The 14,168-nt window shown below is 60.0% G+C and carries 18 protein-coding genes and 1 pseudogene; 7 read left to right on the plus strand and 12 right to left on the minus strand.

The genetic code is table 11. The features are described from left to right. Positions 1 to 56 precede the first annotated feature (56 nt). Positions 57 to 380, plus strand: coding sequence for a hypothetical protein (locus tag ACFVYC_RS13525; protein ID WP_387550715.1), 324 nt, complete (start codon positions 57 to 59; stop codon positions 378 to 380). Positions 381 to 476: 96 nt separating this feature from the next. Here the strand turns inward: ACFVYC_RS13525 and ACFVYC_RS13530 are convergent, their stop codons facing one another. Further along, positions 477 to 1,067 carry an RBBP9/YdeN family alpha/beta hydrolase gene (locus ACFVYC_RS13530; RefSeq protein ID WP_387550718.1) on the minus strand — a complete coding sequence of 197 codons (591 nt, stop codon included), beginning with the start codon at positions 1,065 to 1,067 and terminating at the stop codon, positions 477 to 479. Positions 1,068 to 1,296: 229 nt separating this feature from the next. Here ACFVYC_RS13530 and ACFVYC_RS13535 point away from each other — a divergent pair, with 229 nt between their 5' ends. After that, positions 1,297 to 1,467: a hypothetical protein gene (locus ACFVYC_RS13535; protein ID WP_387550721.1), complete on the plus strand. Its 171-nt coding sequence runs from the start codon at positions 1,297 to 1,299 to the stop codon at positions 1,465 to 1,467. Positions 1,468 to 1,531: 64 nt separating this feature from the next. Here the strand turns inward: ACFVYC_RS13535 and ACFVYC_RS13540 are convergent, their stop codons facing one another. Together ACFVYC_RS13540 and ACFVYC_RS13545 are read right to left on the minus strand one after the other, a co-directional pair. Next, positions 1,532 to 1,810: a putative quinol monooxygenase gene (locus ACFVYC_RS13540; RefSeq protein ID WP_387550724.1), complete on the minus strand. Its 279-nt coding sequence runs from the start codon at positions 1,808 to 1,810 to the stop codon at positions 1,532 to 1,534. A gap of 66 nt (positions 1,811 to 1,876) precedes the next feature. Continuing rightward, positions 1,877 to 2,245, minus strand: coding sequence for a DUF4259 domain-containing protein (locus tag ACFVYC_RS13545; RefSeq protein WP_387550726.1), 369 nt, complete (start codon positions 2,243 to 2,245; stop codon positions 1,877 to 1,879). 132 nt (positions 2,246 to 2,377) lie between these two features. Between ACFVYC_RS13545 and ACFVYC_RS13550 the strand changes: the two genes are divergently transcribed. From ACFVYC_RS13550 to ACFVYC_RS13560, 3 genes are all read left to right on the plus strand, one after another. Continuing rightward, positions 2,378 to 2,869, plus strand: a complete 492-nt coding sequence (locus tag ACFVYC_RS13550) for a cupin domain-containing protein (protein WP_387550729.1) — start codon at positions 2,378 to 2,380, stop codon at positions 2,867 to 2,869. A 316-nt stretch (positions 2,870 to 3,185) separates the two neighbouring features. Continuing rightward, positions 3,186 to 3,293: a hypothetical protein gene (locus ACFVYC_RS13555; protein WP_387550732.1), complete on the plus strand. Its 108-nt coding sequence runs from the start codon at positions 3,186 to 3,188 to the stop codon at positions 3,291 to 3,293. A gap of 978 nt (positions 3,294 to 4,271) precedes the next feature. Further along, positions 4,272 to 4,412, plus strand: a complete 141-nt coding sequence (locus tag ACFVYC_RS13560) for a hypothetical protein (RefSeq protein ID WP_387550735.1) — start codon at positions 4,272 to 4,274, stop codon at positions 4,410 to 4,412. Positions 4,413 to 5,150: 738 nt separating this feature from the next. Here ACFVYC_RS13560 and ACFVYC_RS13565 read toward each other — a convergent pair. From ACFVYC_RS13565 to ACFVYC_RS13600, 8 genes and pseudogenes are all read right to left on the minus strand, one after another. Beyond that, entirely contained in the window at positions 5,151 to 5,477 is a 327-nt protein-coding gene (locus tag ACFVYC_RS13565) for a hypothetical protein (RefSeq protein WP_387550737.1), read from the minus strand. After that, positions 5,474 to 5,701, minus strand: a complete 228-nt coding sequence (locus ACFVYC_RS13570) for a hypothetical protein (RefSeq protein ID WP_387550740.1) — start codon at positions 5,699 to 5,701, stop codon at positions 5,474 to 5,476. The genes ACFVYC_RS13565 and ACFVYC_RS13570 overlap by 4 nt, the downstream gene beginning before the upstream one ends. A 186-nt stretch (positions 5,702 to 5,887) precedes the next feature. Continuing rightward, on the minus strand, positions 5,888 to 6,451 hold the full coding sequence (locus tag ACFVYC_RS13575) for a hypothetical protein (protein WP_387550742.1): 564 nt from the start codon (positions 6,449 to 6,451) through the stop codon (positions 5,888 to 5,890). Positions 6,452 to 6,988: 537 nt separating this feature from the next. Beyond that, a pseudogene (locus ACFVYC_RS13580) lies at positions 6,989 to 7,140 on the minus strand (DUF4193 family protein); the annotation flags it as partial. Positions 7,141 to 7,502: 362 nt separating this feature from the next. After that, positions 7,503 to 7,655 carry a hypothetical protein gene (locus tag ACFVYC_RS13585; protein WP_387550745.1) on the minus strand — a complete coding sequence of 51 codons (153 nt, stop codon included), beginning with the start codon at positions 7,653 to 7,655 and terminating at the stop codon, positions 7,503 to 7,505. A 650-nt stretch (positions 7,656 to 8,305) separates the two neighbouring features. Then, positions 8,306 to 9,316: a hypothetical protein gene (locus ACFVYC_RS13590; RefSeq protein ID WP_387550747.1), complete on the minus strand. Its 1,011-nt coding sequence runs from the start codon at positions 9,314 to 9,316 to the stop codon at positions 8,306 to 8,308. 6 nt (positions 9,317 to 9,322) lie between these two features. Then, complete coding sequence (locus ACFVYC_RS13595; RefSeq protein ID WP_387550750.1) at positions 9,323 to 9,562, minus strand: hypothetical protein; 240 nt, start codon at positions 9,560 to 9,562, stop codon at positions 9,323 to 9,325. Positions 9,563 to 9,973: 411 nt separating this feature from the next. Beyond that, positions 9,974 to 10,249 (minus strand): hypothetical protein, encoded by a 276-nt coding sequence (locus ACFVYC_RS13600; RefSeq protein WP_387550753.1) that lies wholly within the window; start codon positions 10,247 to 10,249, stop codon positions 9,974 to 9,976. Between the two features lie 1,186 nt (positions 10,250 to 11,435). Between ACFVYC_RS13600 and ACFVYC_RS13605 the strand changes: the two genes are divergently transcribed. Further along, positions 11,436 to 12,167, plus strand: a complete 732-nt coding sequence (locus tag ACFVYC_RS13605) for a hypothetical protein (protein WP_387550756.1) — start codon at positions 11,436 to 11,438, stop codon at positions 12,165 to 12,167. A 644-nt stretch (positions 12,168 to 12,811) separates the two neighbouring features. Here ACFVYC_RS13605 and ACFVYC_RS13610 read toward each other — a convergent pair. Beyond that, positions 12,812 to 13,474 carry a 4'-phosphopantetheinyl transferase family protein gene (locus ACFVYC_RS13610; protein WP_387550759.1) on the minus strand — a complete coding sequence of 221 codons (663 nt, stop codon included), beginning with the start codon at positions 13,472 to 13,474 and terminating at the stop codon, positions 12,812 to 12,814. A 136-nt stretch (positions 13,475 to 13,610) separates the two neighbouring features. Here ACFVYC_RS13610 and ACFVYC_RS13615 point away from each other — a divergent pair, with 136 nt between their 5' ends. Next, the gene (locus ACFVYC_RS13615; protein WP_387550762.1) at positions 13,611 to 14,162 is read left to right on the plus strand and encodes a hypothetical protein; all 552 of its coding nucleotides are present in this window, start codon (positions 13,611 to 13,613) and stop codon (positions 14,160 to 14,162) included. Positions 14,163 to 14,168: the final 6 nt, after the last annotated feature.

Consider the following 14,168-nt stretch of genomic DNA (forward strand, 5'->3'; position numbering starts at 1 on the left):
CTGGCACTTCTGGACTTCGGTTTCTGGGCGGGCGGCTGCTTGCTCGGTCTGCCGGCGTGGGGTCTGCTGCTGAGCCGGTGGACTCCCGGAACCCTCCCCGCGTTGGGCAGGTGCTGGCGTTCCTGGGGGTGCGGGTGCCGGGCATGGCGATCTTCAACTTCAACATTATTTGGGTGGTCTTCAGCCTCGGCTTGTTCCTGCTGCCGGTCATTCCCCTCATCCGCTTGGCCTACCCCGGGTACAGTGCCCGGCCGTTGCAGACGGGCGCTGAGATCCTCCTGGCCGTGGTTGCCGTCGTGATGGCCTTTGTCATTCCCACCCCTGAAAAGTCCCGGAGCTCGCCGTGGATTCAGCTGGTGGGGCCGCCACCGCCGGGCTGATGATCGCCTTCTGGGCGCGGCGACTCCCCCGCCGCGTACGCCGGCTCCAACTCAACGACGGGGCCATCGTCTAGGTCATCGCCCATAGACCCTCCGTCAGCGCGACCGCAAGATGTCGAGCACCGCTGGAAACCTGGTCACCCCATCTTTTGCCATGAAATGCCCGGCTTCCGTATGGACCTGCAGCTGCGCGTCGAGGCGTCTGGCGAGGTCATCAGATGCTGCCGGCGGTACAAAAGGGTCCGTCTCAGAGCGGATTACTGTTCGCGTTCGGATGCTTCTTGCCAGCCGTTCGACGTCAACGTCAGCTGCCAGGTAGCGATCCAGTTCCGGCAACGCGTCCAGCCGTTCGACGAAACCCGCTACCAAGATAAGGACGCCCAGCTCCCACCAATTGGGCAAGGCTGCGAGGACCCGCAGTGCAGTGATTGCACCCAGCGAATGGGCCACCACCGCCGTTGCCGCGTCCGGCACGCCAAGCGCCGCGCTGACGGCGTTCTCCCACGCTGCCGTATCAGGATCGTCCGGGTCCGGGAGAGGAACAACCGCGACGTCTATGCCTTCGGCCTCCAGTTTGCGTTGAAGCCAAGGAAACCAATTCGCATCCGGCGAGGCCTCGTACCCGTGGACGATTACGACCCGCTGAAGGGATTCATTTGGGCTAACCACGGTTTCTTTGCTGCTCATAGCCAATGACACTATGGGCACAGCTGCCAAGCAATGAAGGCCGCCCATCTAAACAGCACTGCACTGTCCAGCACAAGACTTCGAAGGGCGACCTTAATATGGTTGGAGTCGGATGGGGATCCGGTGCGAGGTGAAAACGAAAAGGGTGCGCTCAGCGAACGGGCGCACCCTTTCCCGTATCCGGTGTTGCGTCCGGGTCTCCAAGCCCGTGCCGTCTTAGACTTTCGCCATGCACCCCTTAGTGGCGATCGGCCTGGTGTTCCTTACGGGGCTTGCCTGGATGGTCACCGTCCTGACCTTGTTGATTGCCCTAGCCAAAGACCGGCGGCGACCCAGGACCGAAGCCCAGCGAACTGACCAGGATGTAGGGACCCAAGCCGCTGATGTCGAGGCAGCCTAGACCTAGCTCTTGGCCGCCTGGTGGGGCGAGGTGACACGCGAGGGACGCCATACCGGAGACCGGTTTAGAGTCCTTCTATGGTGTAGCGGCGTTCGATTCCTTTGGTGGCTCGTCCCCAGTCACTACCCGCCACCCGCTCCTGGTGAGCTTTGAAGGCGCCGGCGTCGTGGAACCGTTCCTGGACCTGCCACACCAGGGGGTCATCGGTAGGAGCCACGCGGAACGAGATGCAGCCGGGTTCGGCACATGTGAGCTCAATGTGCTGACCAAGATACTGCACGACGAGAGCCACCTCGTCAGTGTCACGGCACACGAGGTGTCCCCTGAGGTGAACGTCAGTCATGAAGCCATCCTGCCGTATCCGCGTCCGCAACTGTCATTGCACGGAGCAGAAGCAGTCCCCGATAGGCTACCCCAGGGCAGTGCACAGACGCTCTGAGAGGTCTTCGAGGGATTCGCGCCATTCGGGTTCGTCGGCGTCGTCCCACAGCTCGGCCAGCTCGGACTTCTCCCCCGCGACCCGTTCGACAGCTTCCAGGGCGAGCTCGACATCCTCGGGGGTGAGTTCTGCCCCATGGGCGGTCACCCAGTCGGCGACGTTCTCCGGGAGGTCCCGTGACGGGTTGCCCTGGCAGGCTGCAGCGATGCTAGCGGCGGCGATGGCAATGCTGCCCTCCGGAGCCTCGACGTAACCATTGCCCGGCTTGGCAAGTGCCCCACGGACGACTTCCGTTCCTTCCGTTTCAAGTTCATCCAGCCAGTCCAGGCGCGTCGTCATTCTTGAACGGCAAGTAACCCCAAGCGCCCATCGATCATCACATTTCGGTTGCCGGTGTTGTGGCACTAATACTGCAGACCCTGCTGGGATTCATGCGTACCCACACGGAGGACGCGGTCCTATCATGGCGGTATGGGCACACCAGCTGGTCCGCACGTTGTCCGCGCAGGCGAGGGCGACGTCACCGGAGAACCGGGGTTCCAGGATCGATACCTTCTTGAGAGCGCGGCTTCCTCAGGCAGGGTTGCGCTGGTCGAGCACGTGCTCGCCCCGAAGATGCTGGCAGCGCCGATGCACCGGCACAGCCGGGAAGACGAATACACGTTCGTGCTGGCCGGAACACTAGGGGTGATCGAGGAGGGTCTTGAGATCACGGCAACACCGGGCGACATGGTAGCTAAGCCTCGCGGACGCTGGCACACCTTCTGGAACGCTGGCGACGACGAACTCCACGTGCTGGAGATCATCGTTCCGGGCGGAGTCGAGGCACTGTTCCGCCGGCTTGCAGATCCCGGCGGCGAACACTCCCCCGACACGCTTCCAGCCCTCGCGGCGGAGTACGGCGCCGAGGTGGACTTCGAGGCGACAATGCCGCTGGTCGAGCGGCACGGGCTTCTGTTCTAAGGCCAGAAATTCTAATTCTCCCCGGGAGATGCGATCGCAGCGATTTCCTTGCTTGGGTAAGGACCGCGCTGTACGACGCCGAACTGGCGATCCACAAAGGTGACGTCGGCCCGCGCCGCGCGATTTGGTCCCGCAACGAACCGGTGAGCGTCCTTGGAGCCTGGCGCAACGCCTTCGGGCAGCCGGAGCTCGACCAGTTGTTCACCGGCCTTGCCAAGCAGTTCTCTGACTGCACGTCGTACAGGTTCGAGTTTATTTCTTACGACGTCGTGGGCGACCTGGCCTACACCCCGGCCTCGAACACACCTCGGCCTCGGTGGACGGCGAGCCGCGCAGCTATGTACTGCGGGCCACACAGGCCTACCGCCGCGAGGACGGGGAATGGCGGGTCGCCCACCGGCACGGCGACACAGTGGTGGGGTGACGATAGCGGCTGGACCGTCACCTTGTCGGCGTCCAGGGCGTCCGAGGGGCGGCACCCGGCTGCCGTGACCTCTGGACGCACGGCCCGCTTTCAAGCACGGATTATCGGTTTATCCTATGCGTGACAAGGAGCCCCTGTGGGGTCGCGTGCGGGGCGAAGATCATGAAGGGATAACGGCGAGATCGCCGCAATTACATGTCAGTAACCCTTGAAAATCAAGGGAACCATTCACGGCGGCCCGTCCCTAAAATAAGCCATGGATTCAATCCCCGCAGTGATGCTGGTGTTCGGTGTCGCGTTTGCCTGGCTTGGCTTGATGGCCTTCGTCATTCTGAGGTTTCGCCGACGCCGAAGCGGGTCGTCGTTGGTGGCTTCGGCTCCCCCTCCCCCTGAAGCCGACAGCGGCCGGGAGCACAGGCCATTCCGACGGGCACGGCCCTCAACCGGGCATACGCCGCGGCAACGCCGGCTGGGGCCCGGGAAGGTTCGCAGGTGAAGGCTCTATCAGATTTGCGCCCGAAGTTGAGGGCGGCCGGGACACTGCGGAAGCGGTAAGACCTCGTTCCAGGTCCTCGGTCCCCTGCTGCAGGCCGCTGACCTGTCATCACGCAGGCTGGGCCGAAGCCCCGGGTCGCGACTTGGGGTGCGGCGCGGGCTCCGCGCGGTGGTGTGGTGAGGAACCGTCGCCGCAACAGCCGCATCAAGAGCCTCTACGCGTCAGCGGAGCTGAATCTCAAGATCCGCACAATAGTTCCCGAGGTTGGACAAACGTACTTCCGTTTTGTCCCTTTGGCTTCCTAGAGTGACTGGCAGACAGCAGAAATGACTACGTCGGGGGGACGTATGAACATGAGCAGCGCACCGTTGGTAGAAGAATCACGTGGCGGGCAGGCTCCGGTTCCTGCCCCGCCCAAGAATCCCTTGGTTCGGCCGCGCCCGGTACGGCAATCTTCGCTATCAACGAGCCGGGAATACGAGGTGCAGCGGCTTATCCGCGACCTCGCCGCCCTTGCCGCCACCCGCCACCCGCCACGGGAGCACCTCATGACGGCCACGGTTGCTACGTCCTTCGAATCCCAGTCGCATACGCCTCCCGGCAGGACCCAGACAAGCTCCTAACCCTGTGAGTAGCGAACACCACGACGGCGACGGCCACAGGGCCGTTATCGGGCATAACGGCCGGGCGCAAAATCGGCACCGAAACGGTGAAGACGGCCCCCAATCAGCCCCCGGATTTATTGGAGTGCTCGAGACAAGCTCCCGCACGCCATAGGCTTCCGATGCTTCAGCGGCGCCGTATCGGACATGGAAAACAACGGCTGTCGCTTCAGCATCGATGGCGTTGCGGGCAAACTCTTCCAGATGAACGGTCGCTGGCACTGGCGTGCCGGGCGAATTCGAGGGAGAAGGCTCAGTTGTACAGCCAGCCAGCACCATCACGAGTACCGGCAAGACAGGGGCGGCGGTCCCCAGCCTGTCATGTTTTGCCGGATTAGCGATGGTAAGTCCGACCCTCAGGGTTAGAGGGATGGTCCCCATCTGCAAGGTGCCCGGACCATGAGGCGTCGCGGCGATCAACTTTCCCGCAGTATGTGCAGTGCCGGTGGAACATCCCGTCCTGGCCAACTTCAGCTGACCAGTGGTGTCCTAGGTTCAATCTGCAAAGCAGCGACCTGAACATGATGCAATCCTTCTTGCCGAGTAGGCGGCGTCGTGAACCTGCGCCACCCTTCCATAATTTTAGGCTCCTAGCAGCCCGTCAACCACACCTTCTTCGTCCCGTCACTCTGCAATGTGAACTGAACCACTGGCTCGCATCCCGCGGCAAGGTGCTTGAGCGGATCTTATGGCAAGAGGCTACGACGGTGCCGGTTCGACGGCGTCCTGGATCCTCTGCAGCGTCGCGGGGCTGACGGCGATCTCGATGAGGCCGCCGTCTGAGTCCAGCGTGATGATCTGGAAGCCGAACGGCACGGCCTGCTTGTTGTCGTGGCGGTTAGATGCACGGGGCGGCAAGTCGGTGGTCCGGAGTCCATTGAGTGACTTGCTGCGGCCGCTGGGTATCAGCTCTTCGTAGACCGCCGGTTGGAAGTCGATCCCGCCCGGCCCCGGGTTGGCAACGCCCATCTGCCAGATACCGCTCAGAGAACCCGGCGGCGAGTTCGGGTACCGCAGGAACATCAACGACTGACCATGCTCTTCGAGCCTCGCCGCGGTTCTACGGAGGCGTTTCTGGTGAAGTAGGTGCCTCCGGCAAAAATAAGCGCGTAGAACAACCCGCTCACCAGGGCGCTGTCGAGGCTGTCCCGGAAGATGAGCAGGAGACAGCCCGTGTAGAAGGCAAAGGCGAGGGCACCTACTATCGCCGCCCGGAGGCCCGGGGACAGATCCCGCCACCACTTACTCATGGCGTGAGTCTAAGGGCGGGCACTTACCTCCGCTACGCCTCTTCAGCCCCCTGCCCAAACGGTCAGCCACCAGATGTCAGGGAGTGTGTAATTGCAGCCCGGGCCGAAGTCAGGCCGTCACGTCCGGATCGTTCTCGACCAAAAGCTCCTCCAGGGGTTCCCAGCCGTGGGTTCCCCCTCCTGACCTCAGCTGACTCTGGCTTGGTCCAAGGCATTGAGCAGTTCCCCGGTGTCCTCGACGTCGTAGAAGGCCACCGTTTGCCCGAGTCCAAGGCTGAAGAAGTCCATGCCTGTGTTTTGGTACATTCCCATGCCGAAAAGACCGGCCACGCCTTGAGACCCGAAAGTAACGCTGACATGGCGCCCGTCTTTGGATCGATCGACCTTGGTCGGCATCCCGTTGACGGGCGACTCTGAAACCGATCGGTCTCCTGTGCAGACGATTGCCCGGCGATCGGTGAGCCCATAGATTGTGCGGAGCTTCCGTCGCTTCTTGTAGATGAACCTGCCGAAGATGAAATAGAGGCCCACCAGCACGAAGGGGATGCCCCAGAGCACAAAGAAGGGCTGCTCGGCCGTGGTGGCAGCCATGAACTCCCAGAAGATGGCGAAGCCACCCCAGAGAATACTGAACGGGATCAGAAAGGCATCCGCACCGGTAAAACGAACTCGTGGGTCCGGTTGGCCCACCCACAGCAGCCTTTCACCCTGGCGAAGGAGTGGCAGAATCCGGCTTCTGGGATCGTTCATGTCACGAAGTGTTACACAGTAAAGGCGGCCTGAACAGGGCAAACGTCGACGGCCGGGTGCCACCGACGCCTTGAAACAGGTTTACCTAGCCAGAGGCCGCTCAGGGGCGGGCGGCAACCATCAGGGTTTAATCCCCGCAGATGAGCAACTCCCCGGCGGCACTGTCCAACCGGCAACCCTGGTCCTTCACCTGCGGCCATCGGGAGATCTCTGGAACGTCCCGGACCTGCTTGTAGTGGATCTAGTCGTACGGCGTGTAGAAGACGACAATATCGCCGTCGAAGCCATCCTGGAAGACAAGGACCGAGGTTCAATCCAAGCCGCGATCTTCACGGTGTGACCAGTCTCGATTGCGCCAAAGACTGCGCAGAGAAGATAAGGCAGAAAAAATGGCGCGGCGGCCGCGGCCGCCACGCCCGTGATCCAGCCGGCGGTGTGTCGTGGAACCTTTTTGGGAGTACAGCCAATCCACACCGGAAGCAGGAGCGACAGCCCGGCACCGCCGGGCTTACCCAGTGGGCGATCAGGCAGTATCTCCCCCGGAGTCAGACCTTCAGCGAGGACATCGGCCTCGTCGAGTTCGCTAACAACGCTGCGGGCATCTGGGGCATTCGCGGACTGCAGGCCTCCAGAGGACGGTCCTGGGATTCTTTGATGTCGGAACGGACTTCGTCGTAATCGGCTGCCACTTAGGTGATTCTCATTTCTGATGTTTTTTCTGTGCTTTTTTCTGACGAGACTGCAACCCACGTCATCACGCTGTTGTTCCCGCTTCGGCGAACTCGATACTCGGCAGTGTTGCCAGGCCGCCTTCTCATGAGATCCCGCGCTCTTTGGTCGGTCTAGGAGTGAATGTTCGAAGCCGATAGCGGACGTTATGTAAGGCTGAACGTAGGAGACCGCTATTGGTGGGCTGACTTCCGATGGCTGGGCCACCGGTGAAGTAGATGTGCGCGGACTTCATTCCGGCGCACCGTCGTCCTTTTAGAGCGCGGTGCCGCAGACGATTCAGTTGCAGGATGTGGCCGGGGAGCAATGTTTCCGAGGATAGTCAGTACTCCCGGGCCTCGACCATCTCCAGGATGTGTGTTTTGGCCTCGCAGACCTTGGCCGGAGATTTCTCTGAGGAAGGCCACACCTTGGTGCGCAGGATGTCGAGGAATGCGCCGGCTTCGGCGACCGAGTCGAAGTCGATGTCGAGCAATACTTCGTGGTCCCGCTCCGCAGGGCGGAAGATCCGGTAGCCCCGCGCTCCGGCGCGTTCACGTCCGGCGGTTTAAAGCGGCGCAACTCTGAAACTTCTCGAGCCGCTGCCTGACGTCGGGTTGGGGTGGTGTCGCGTCGTGGCGCGCCTCCACGCCCACTCGGGGTGCAGCTCAACGCGAACGCGCCGTGTTCGAGCATTTCCTTTGGAGTCGCTCCCCCGGAGGGTATCGACCGGCAATATCTGAAGCCAATCAGATCGACGACGCGGGAGAGGGCCTTGTCATCTGATAGGACGGGCAGCCAACAGCTTTACACCGTGTCGGTTATCCGCATATCGCGGCCGTAGCCATGCCTGGCTACTTTTCACATTAGTGGGAACTCTCCGGCAGTCCATCTTCGGGCTCCAGAACCCCCTGCTCAAAAACATGAACAGGTATGCTAACAATCGACTTATCCTTTCGCTTTACCCTAAAATAGGGCGGTATCTGGGCCGCACCTAAAGCCGTCGAAACATATACAGCTATATAACAGCGGCCCGAGGAGTCACTACCTATTCCCATACCGACTACGCTTGGCACACTACTAATAAGGCTCGCATTCTCATCGAGAGCTTGTAGACAATCATCGGACTGAATTTCAGTCATCAATCTACGTCTCAGTGATAATTTCTTCAATCTTCAATGCATCCAATACAAAAGAAATAGGACTGAAAACACTAACGATGTTGGAACCACACCAATGCAGCCCGACCGGCGATCCGTTCATGTCGCAGATCAGAGCGCCTGAATCACCCGGCTTGCTGTACCTGGAGCAGAGAACTTGATCTAGAAACCCCGCCTTTCCGCTGCTTCCGTTGGGCTTAGGAAAATTCATGAATGTTCTATAGTTGACGTCTTTCACCGAACCAGTTGTGTGCCCAGTTGTACGACCATGCTTCTGGATTTGCTGCCCCCTAGTGACTTTTTCAGCTGTACTCCTAAGGGCAATGTTTGGCATCGCCGGATTCGTTTCTGTAGCGTTGGAAACCATACAGACTGCGGCGTCACACAGATTATTAAATCCCAGATCAAAATTAAAGGCGACGGTTTCGAAAAGTGATCCGACGGAATCGCCAGTTACGGTGCCACCGTCGTCGGGTCCGGGTTGCACTATAACCGCCCCTTTTGAAAGCCTTCCCGAACCCGCTAGCACATGGTTATTGCTTAGCAGCATCAGCGTATTGGATGGGTTTAGCAGCCGTACGAGGCAACCCAGGGTTCCTGTCTCCCCTCCTACTACCCCGATACTGCTTCCGGGACGGAGAGGGCGGATCCTGTAGTTGTTCTGCAGCCGCTGGTCGCCAATTTCTTCAACATCCAAGGGAATTTCAGTCTGTAAGCCGGGGAGACTTGCGAAGCGCGGGACCCTCTCCCGTACAGGTAGTTGACGCTTCGTCTTCTTCTTCGAAACGTATACCTTGAGAGTCAGATCGCCGTCAACGGACTGGCCCATGGTCACTCGTTCTGCCAGGCCGTACCCCACGATCCCGCGTGCCTTCGTCCAACGCCTGATGGCGCGAAGCTCCAACAACTCCGAGCGGCTCAGTGACTGCAATGCCGGAGCACCAGGTGGCTGACTAACAAGATCCAGTGCTTGGACAAGTTCATCTTCAGTGGGCATACATGCCTAAATGTCGAACGTGCAAGACACTTTGGCGACCGGACCGCCATCCCAGCCGAGCTCGACCGTGCAGGTCGTGGCTTCGGGCATGGGACGTTCATCACGAACCGCATTTATTATGCCGAATAACTGCAGAGCAGCATCCTCGATCTGCTTCTTTTCCTCAGGTGAGAATCCCACATCCGTTAGATTCGACTTCTGGACCCGAGGGCTAGTTTCCCTGGCTTCAGGTTGTTTCATGCTCATTTTATTTCTCCTATTCACTCTTCTTCAATCAACGCTTGTCGGTGATAACAAGCGGGCAAATGTCGCAGGCTATGCGACCACGTTGTGCAAACCAGCGGCAATCCTTGCGGATGCCACAGTTGGGTAGGTCTTGCTTGGCATCAGTTTCCCGGTCGGACAATGTTGCTGCAAGTCGATCTATAACTCCGCATCTTTCAGAACTCCATTGGGCGCAAGCTTCTTCAGCACAAGGAGTAGCAAACCGGTAACGTTTAGTTGGACTCGAAGTCGAGTTCGCTGCCGCGGCTACGAATTTGGGAGTAATAGGTATCAGGGGTCGCACGTAGCCGATTCTCCCATCGGCGTTCACAATGCCCAGTAGCGAGGACCCAACATCGCAGGGACCACTTGGACAAATTTTGTCACTCTCGCTCATAGCGACAAGTCTCGTGCGATGAGGCCGTCTGTTTGCAAAAGTCGCTGCCGATCCAACGCTTGAGGGGAAAGACTTTCTTGCCTTGCGACTTCATCAAGGTCATCCATTGCGATGTCTGTGATGTCTAGTTCGCTCAAACTCTGAAGAACAGCCGCTTCGATATTTCGCTGGATGACAACTGCTTGTTCTTCCGTGAGCAGGACATCAGCGAATACAACTTTGAACTCGCGACCAGATTTGGGAGTATCGCGACGACTAGATTCTTGAGGCATTGCTCACTCATTTCCTTACCCGCGTTCCAGACGCATCCAGTAGACCGCTGCCGTGGGTCTGCAGGAGGTGGCCTGGCTCGAAAACATGTGTCCATGAAGACGAACGCTGTCGGTCATCCTCCCTCGACTGACTTGCGTGCTCCTCCTAATGCTCAAAGGAGGAGCCCAACGATGACTACTAAATACGGACGACCGTTACTGCAGCGTTATTGCGTCCCTTTTTGCCTTGTCGGCGCTCTTGGTTCGGGTAATAACGACGACAGACGCCCGGCCAAAGCTGTCAGTGACGGTAGAAACTGAGCCGGGTGGGTGATTACTGTGGAGGATTGGGCGCCTACTCGACGGTTGCATCTTGCCGAGGGTGAATCGATGAGGTCGATACCGGGTCCATTTGGTTAGGTTTCTCCTCTGCATTTGCCGGCTGCCAGCCGGTGTCGTCGATGTGTCCGCCGGTTACCGTGAAGGGCAGAACCATGGACGTGATCATGGCTCAAACTAAAGGAACCGGTGCCGCCTGCGCGGCGCGCTGCTCCATATCGGGAGTGGGTACCCCAACCGCCTGGACGTGGCTTGGTCGGTGATCGCTTGTCCTGTGGACCAGGACCGGGTGTGGGTCTCGACGCTTCTGCCGTCCGGGCTAATCGTGACGGCTCCGAGGTCTGCAGTTCCCCCGTCCCGGCCAGCACGCGGCGGCGGTCTCGGAAGCTGCCTGCGACGATATCGTCTGTGCGGTGACTGTGAAGCTTAGGCGCACGCCCCTTAATGCCGCGGTCAGCGGAACCCGCACGGTGGAGCTGGATCATCTGGAGCAGGCCATCGGTGATGGGCCCTGCCTTAGGGCAATGCGCGAGGTGACCCTAGTAATTATCGATGACGTTTCGACAGATCTGCGGTGGCCGGCAGCCCCCGCAGATCGCCCGTCCTCAGCAGCTGTCGAACAGTCGGCGCCCCAACTGCCAGCTCCTCGGCCACCTGCTCGATCGTCAAGAACCTCGGGCGTTTATGCACAACATCATCAGCAACAGTCACCTAGCTACCATAGCCAGGCGAAGTGCGGCCCTGAAGCTATTCAGCACCGGGTTTGCCGAACCTTGGGGCTCGTTGCTTGCCAATGATTGATCCCTGGAGCCGAACCTAGGCCGCGTCGATACCCAATGCTGAAGGGGCGCTGAGGCAATATCAAGTAGTGCGATGGTTACTGTACGAGACACAGGTGGCAGCTGCGGGTCCTGAGGCCCAGATCGGAACGGTCGCCGCCATCATCGCTGCAGTTGCCGCCGCCTTTTCCGCTCTTATCGGCCTCTATGCTCTCAGAAGGACTGAGGCGAGGGAACACCATAGGTGGCTCCAGGAGAAGCGGCGCGAGGCCTATGTCGAATTCATCATGGCAACCCGCGACACTTACGAGGCGATTTCAGCGCGCGGGAAATCGATCGGCGCGGAGGACCTCACTGAGGATTACTCCGAGCCGAAGTCGAAGGATCTGCTGAAGACACACGCTGACATTGACGACAAGGAAGGGGCAGTTACTCGTGCCTTGGACTTACTTGTGATTGTCGGGCCAGAAAGCATGATTACGGCCGGCAGGCGCGTTAAGGCTCGGCTACGGCTAGACAGGGTTTACTACTCACCGACGCGTTGGACGCAACTCAATATGGCCAACAAAGCCAGGATCATGCAGTACGCAGAAGCCACGGGAGACGCTGGCCTTCTGGCTGATCTAAAGGATGCGTACTTTGGGGGACCTGTGGATCTCGAAAAATATCGCCAAGCTCATCGCGACCACAGGCTGGACGTTCTTTGGACTGCATTCACGACCGAAGCACAAAAGGTGTTGGAGAATCCCACCCCAGTCGTGCACGGTTCAGACGACACCGCTTGGTCAAAACTCATTAGGTCAGCAAGGCGAAACCTATGACCGCTTATCAGGCCGAAGACTTCGATTCTCCCGGGCCACCCAGCTCTGCGTCCAATTGGTAAGGAGTTCCCGTAGCAAAGTGACGGCCGCCCTGCCGAGCGGCCCATACTTGGGCTCCTGGCCATTGCGGATCCGAATCTCGTCCAACATCGCGGCCTTCTCCAGCAGCCTCCGCTTTTTCTCAGGGTCAATGTAGATGGTCAATACCGGTGCGGGCTTAGCGTTCTCGACGGCGGACGTTGACGGTGCGTTTGTCTTGGCCGTCATCGGACGAGAAATTCGCTCATCTGATCATGGACGACTGCGGATTGCGAGCCGTTCTGAGTGGTCTGGGGAGGTCCCGCAACTCCGGCTCTTGGAGCGCTCAAGCTTCCCAACTCAGGGCGGCACCGCCGGTTATCGGCATTTGTTAATTGGCTAGGGGAGCGCCATGATCAGGGGCTTGCCACCTGGAGAGTTTTCTGTCACTCGGCACTAAGCGAGGACGAACTGCGCAACCTCATCGCGAGACAAGGGTTGCCCAGCTACAAATTCCCTGTGTCTCAGCCTTCCGAAGGCGATCGGCTTATCCGGATGCCGTCGCGGAGGACCTGCCGAGCTTCATCAATGCCGCATGACCACTACCGTCGAATCCTGGGGCTGACCTACTGGCGGACGCCGTCGGCCTCATCGAGATCTCGTAGGTCGCCTCGTTTCAGGACCAGCGGTCCGGTGCCGAGAACGGTGACTGCACCCACCGCGCAGGCCCCCGTGGGCAGGTCGACGGTCACGGCATCTAACGTTCCCTCGCCATATGCGGTGACGCGCCGGTGGTCTCCGTCGAGCCTCAGCTCGACACTGCGAGGGTCGACGGCGAGCCCGTCGCCGGTTGCCTTGAGCACACTCTCCACTCGGACCCATTCGTCGAGCCCCCACTCACCCGAGGCATGAGCGGCGATCGCCTCAATGTCGATGCCGACGGGCCGTGCCGCCACCGCAACGGCGACGAACCAGCCACTGTGACTGGCGGAGGCGTGAACGTCGGTTTCGGGGAACCAGGGCTTTCCATGTCGGTCCGAGCCGCAGCGTCGGCAGGTTCGCAAGACCCGCAGGTCAGCCGTCGACACTCCGCTGATGCGGGCTACGGCACGCCTCAGCAGCACAGTCCCCGCCACAGCGCGCAATCGGTCAACGTCCCGCGCGAGGCGGCCAATCCGTGCAGCATCGTCGGCCGGAACCGGCATGTCCGCGAACGCTGAGACAGGCTCGCACCACCAGCGGACATCAGTCGGCGAGCCGTAGCGCGAAAAAGGCAAGGGAAAAGTCAAGGCGTAATAATCCTGATTGTTGATGCAATGAAGGGTTGCCTGAAGCGTATACTGGCTCTCGTAGCGCCGCCTCGTTGGAGGCGACGCTAGAGCAGCGTATCAACGTTGCATCGACCAAATGCCCGGGGGGGAAGCATTGGCCACTGACTCAACTTCGGCGATCGCCGATCAGAAACGCTCTGCACTCACATATGCCGGCCGCAGCCGCATGGGTGGTCTTGCGCTCCTTGAGGAGCCCGACGAAGTGTGTGAACTGCGGGTGGAGTCGTGGTTCCCGAAGCCCGCCGCCGTCGTAATCGACTTCTGCCTGCAGCGCCAGAACTTCATTGCGATCATGCCCGACCGGATGCAGGTCATCTGGTCGTCAACGGAGACGGGTGAGCTGGGCGGCACCTACCACTTCCGCTGGTGGCTGAAGAACGTAATCCCTGTCCAGTGGGTGGCGTTCATCGACTCCTACACGCCAGGCCACGAATTCAGTGATCAACAGGTGCGGGGCTTTTTCCGGTACTTCCACCACACCCATACTGCTGTGGATGACGGCACAGGGAGCCGCTACACCGACACCCTGCGGTTCGCCGGACCGTTTGGCGCCCGGGTGGATCGTACGGTGCTGATGGGACAGATGCGGAGGACATTCCGCGCGCGGCATGAGCGGATGAACCGCATGCTCTCGGTACTTCCGTGACCGTCC

The organism is Pseudarthrobacter sp. NPDC058329 (assembly GCF_042879835.1).
Classification (GTDB): domain Bacteria; phylum Actinomycetota; class Actinomycetes; order Actinomycetales; family Micrococcaceae; genus Arthrobacter.

Bases quoted from the DNA above. Each gene is read 5' to 3' on its own strand.
- ACFVYC_RS13530 (WP_387550718.1), bottom strand. From the start codon at position 1,067: ATGAGCAGCAAAGAAACCGTGGTTAGCCCAAATGAATCCCTTCAGCGG.
- ACFVYC_RS13535 (WP_387550721.1), top strand. From the start codon at position 1,297: ATGCACCCCTTAGTGGCGATCGGCCTGGTGTTCCTTACGGGGCTTGCC.
- ACFVYC_RS13540 (WP_387550724.1), bottom strand. From the start codon at position 1,810: ATGACTGACGTTCACCTCAGGGGACACCTCGTGTGCCGTGACACTGAC.
- ACFVYC_RS13545 (WP_387550726.1), bottom strand. From the start codon at position 2,245: ATGACGACGCGCCTGGACTGGCTGGATGAACTTGAAACGGAAGGAACG.
- ACFVYC_RS13550 (WP_387550729.1), top strand. From the start codon at position 2,378: ATGGGCACACCAGCTGGTCCGCACGTTGTCCGCGCAGGCGAGGGCGAC.
- ACFVYC_RS13570 (WP_387550740.1), bottom strand. From the start codon at position 5,701: ATGAGTAAGTGGTGGCGGGATCTGTCCCCGGGCCTCCGGGCGGCGATA.
- ACFVYC_RS13575 (WP_387550742.1), bottom strand. From the start codon at position 6,451: ATGAACGATCCCAGAAGCCGGATTCTGCCACTCCTTCGCCAGGGTGAA.
- ACFVYC_RS13590 (WP_387550747.1), bottom strand. From the start codon at position 9,316: ATGCCCACTGAAGATGAACTTGTCCAAGCACTGGATCTTGTTAGTCAG.
- ACFVYC_RS13595 (WP_387550750.1), bottom strand. From the start codon at position 9,562: ATGAGCATGAAACAACCTGAAGCCAGGGAAACTAGCCCTCGGGTCCAG.
- ACFVYC_RS13600 (WP_387550753.1), bottom strand. From the start codon at position 10,249: ATGCCTCAAGAATCTAGTCGTCGCGATACTCCCAAATCTGGTCGCGAG.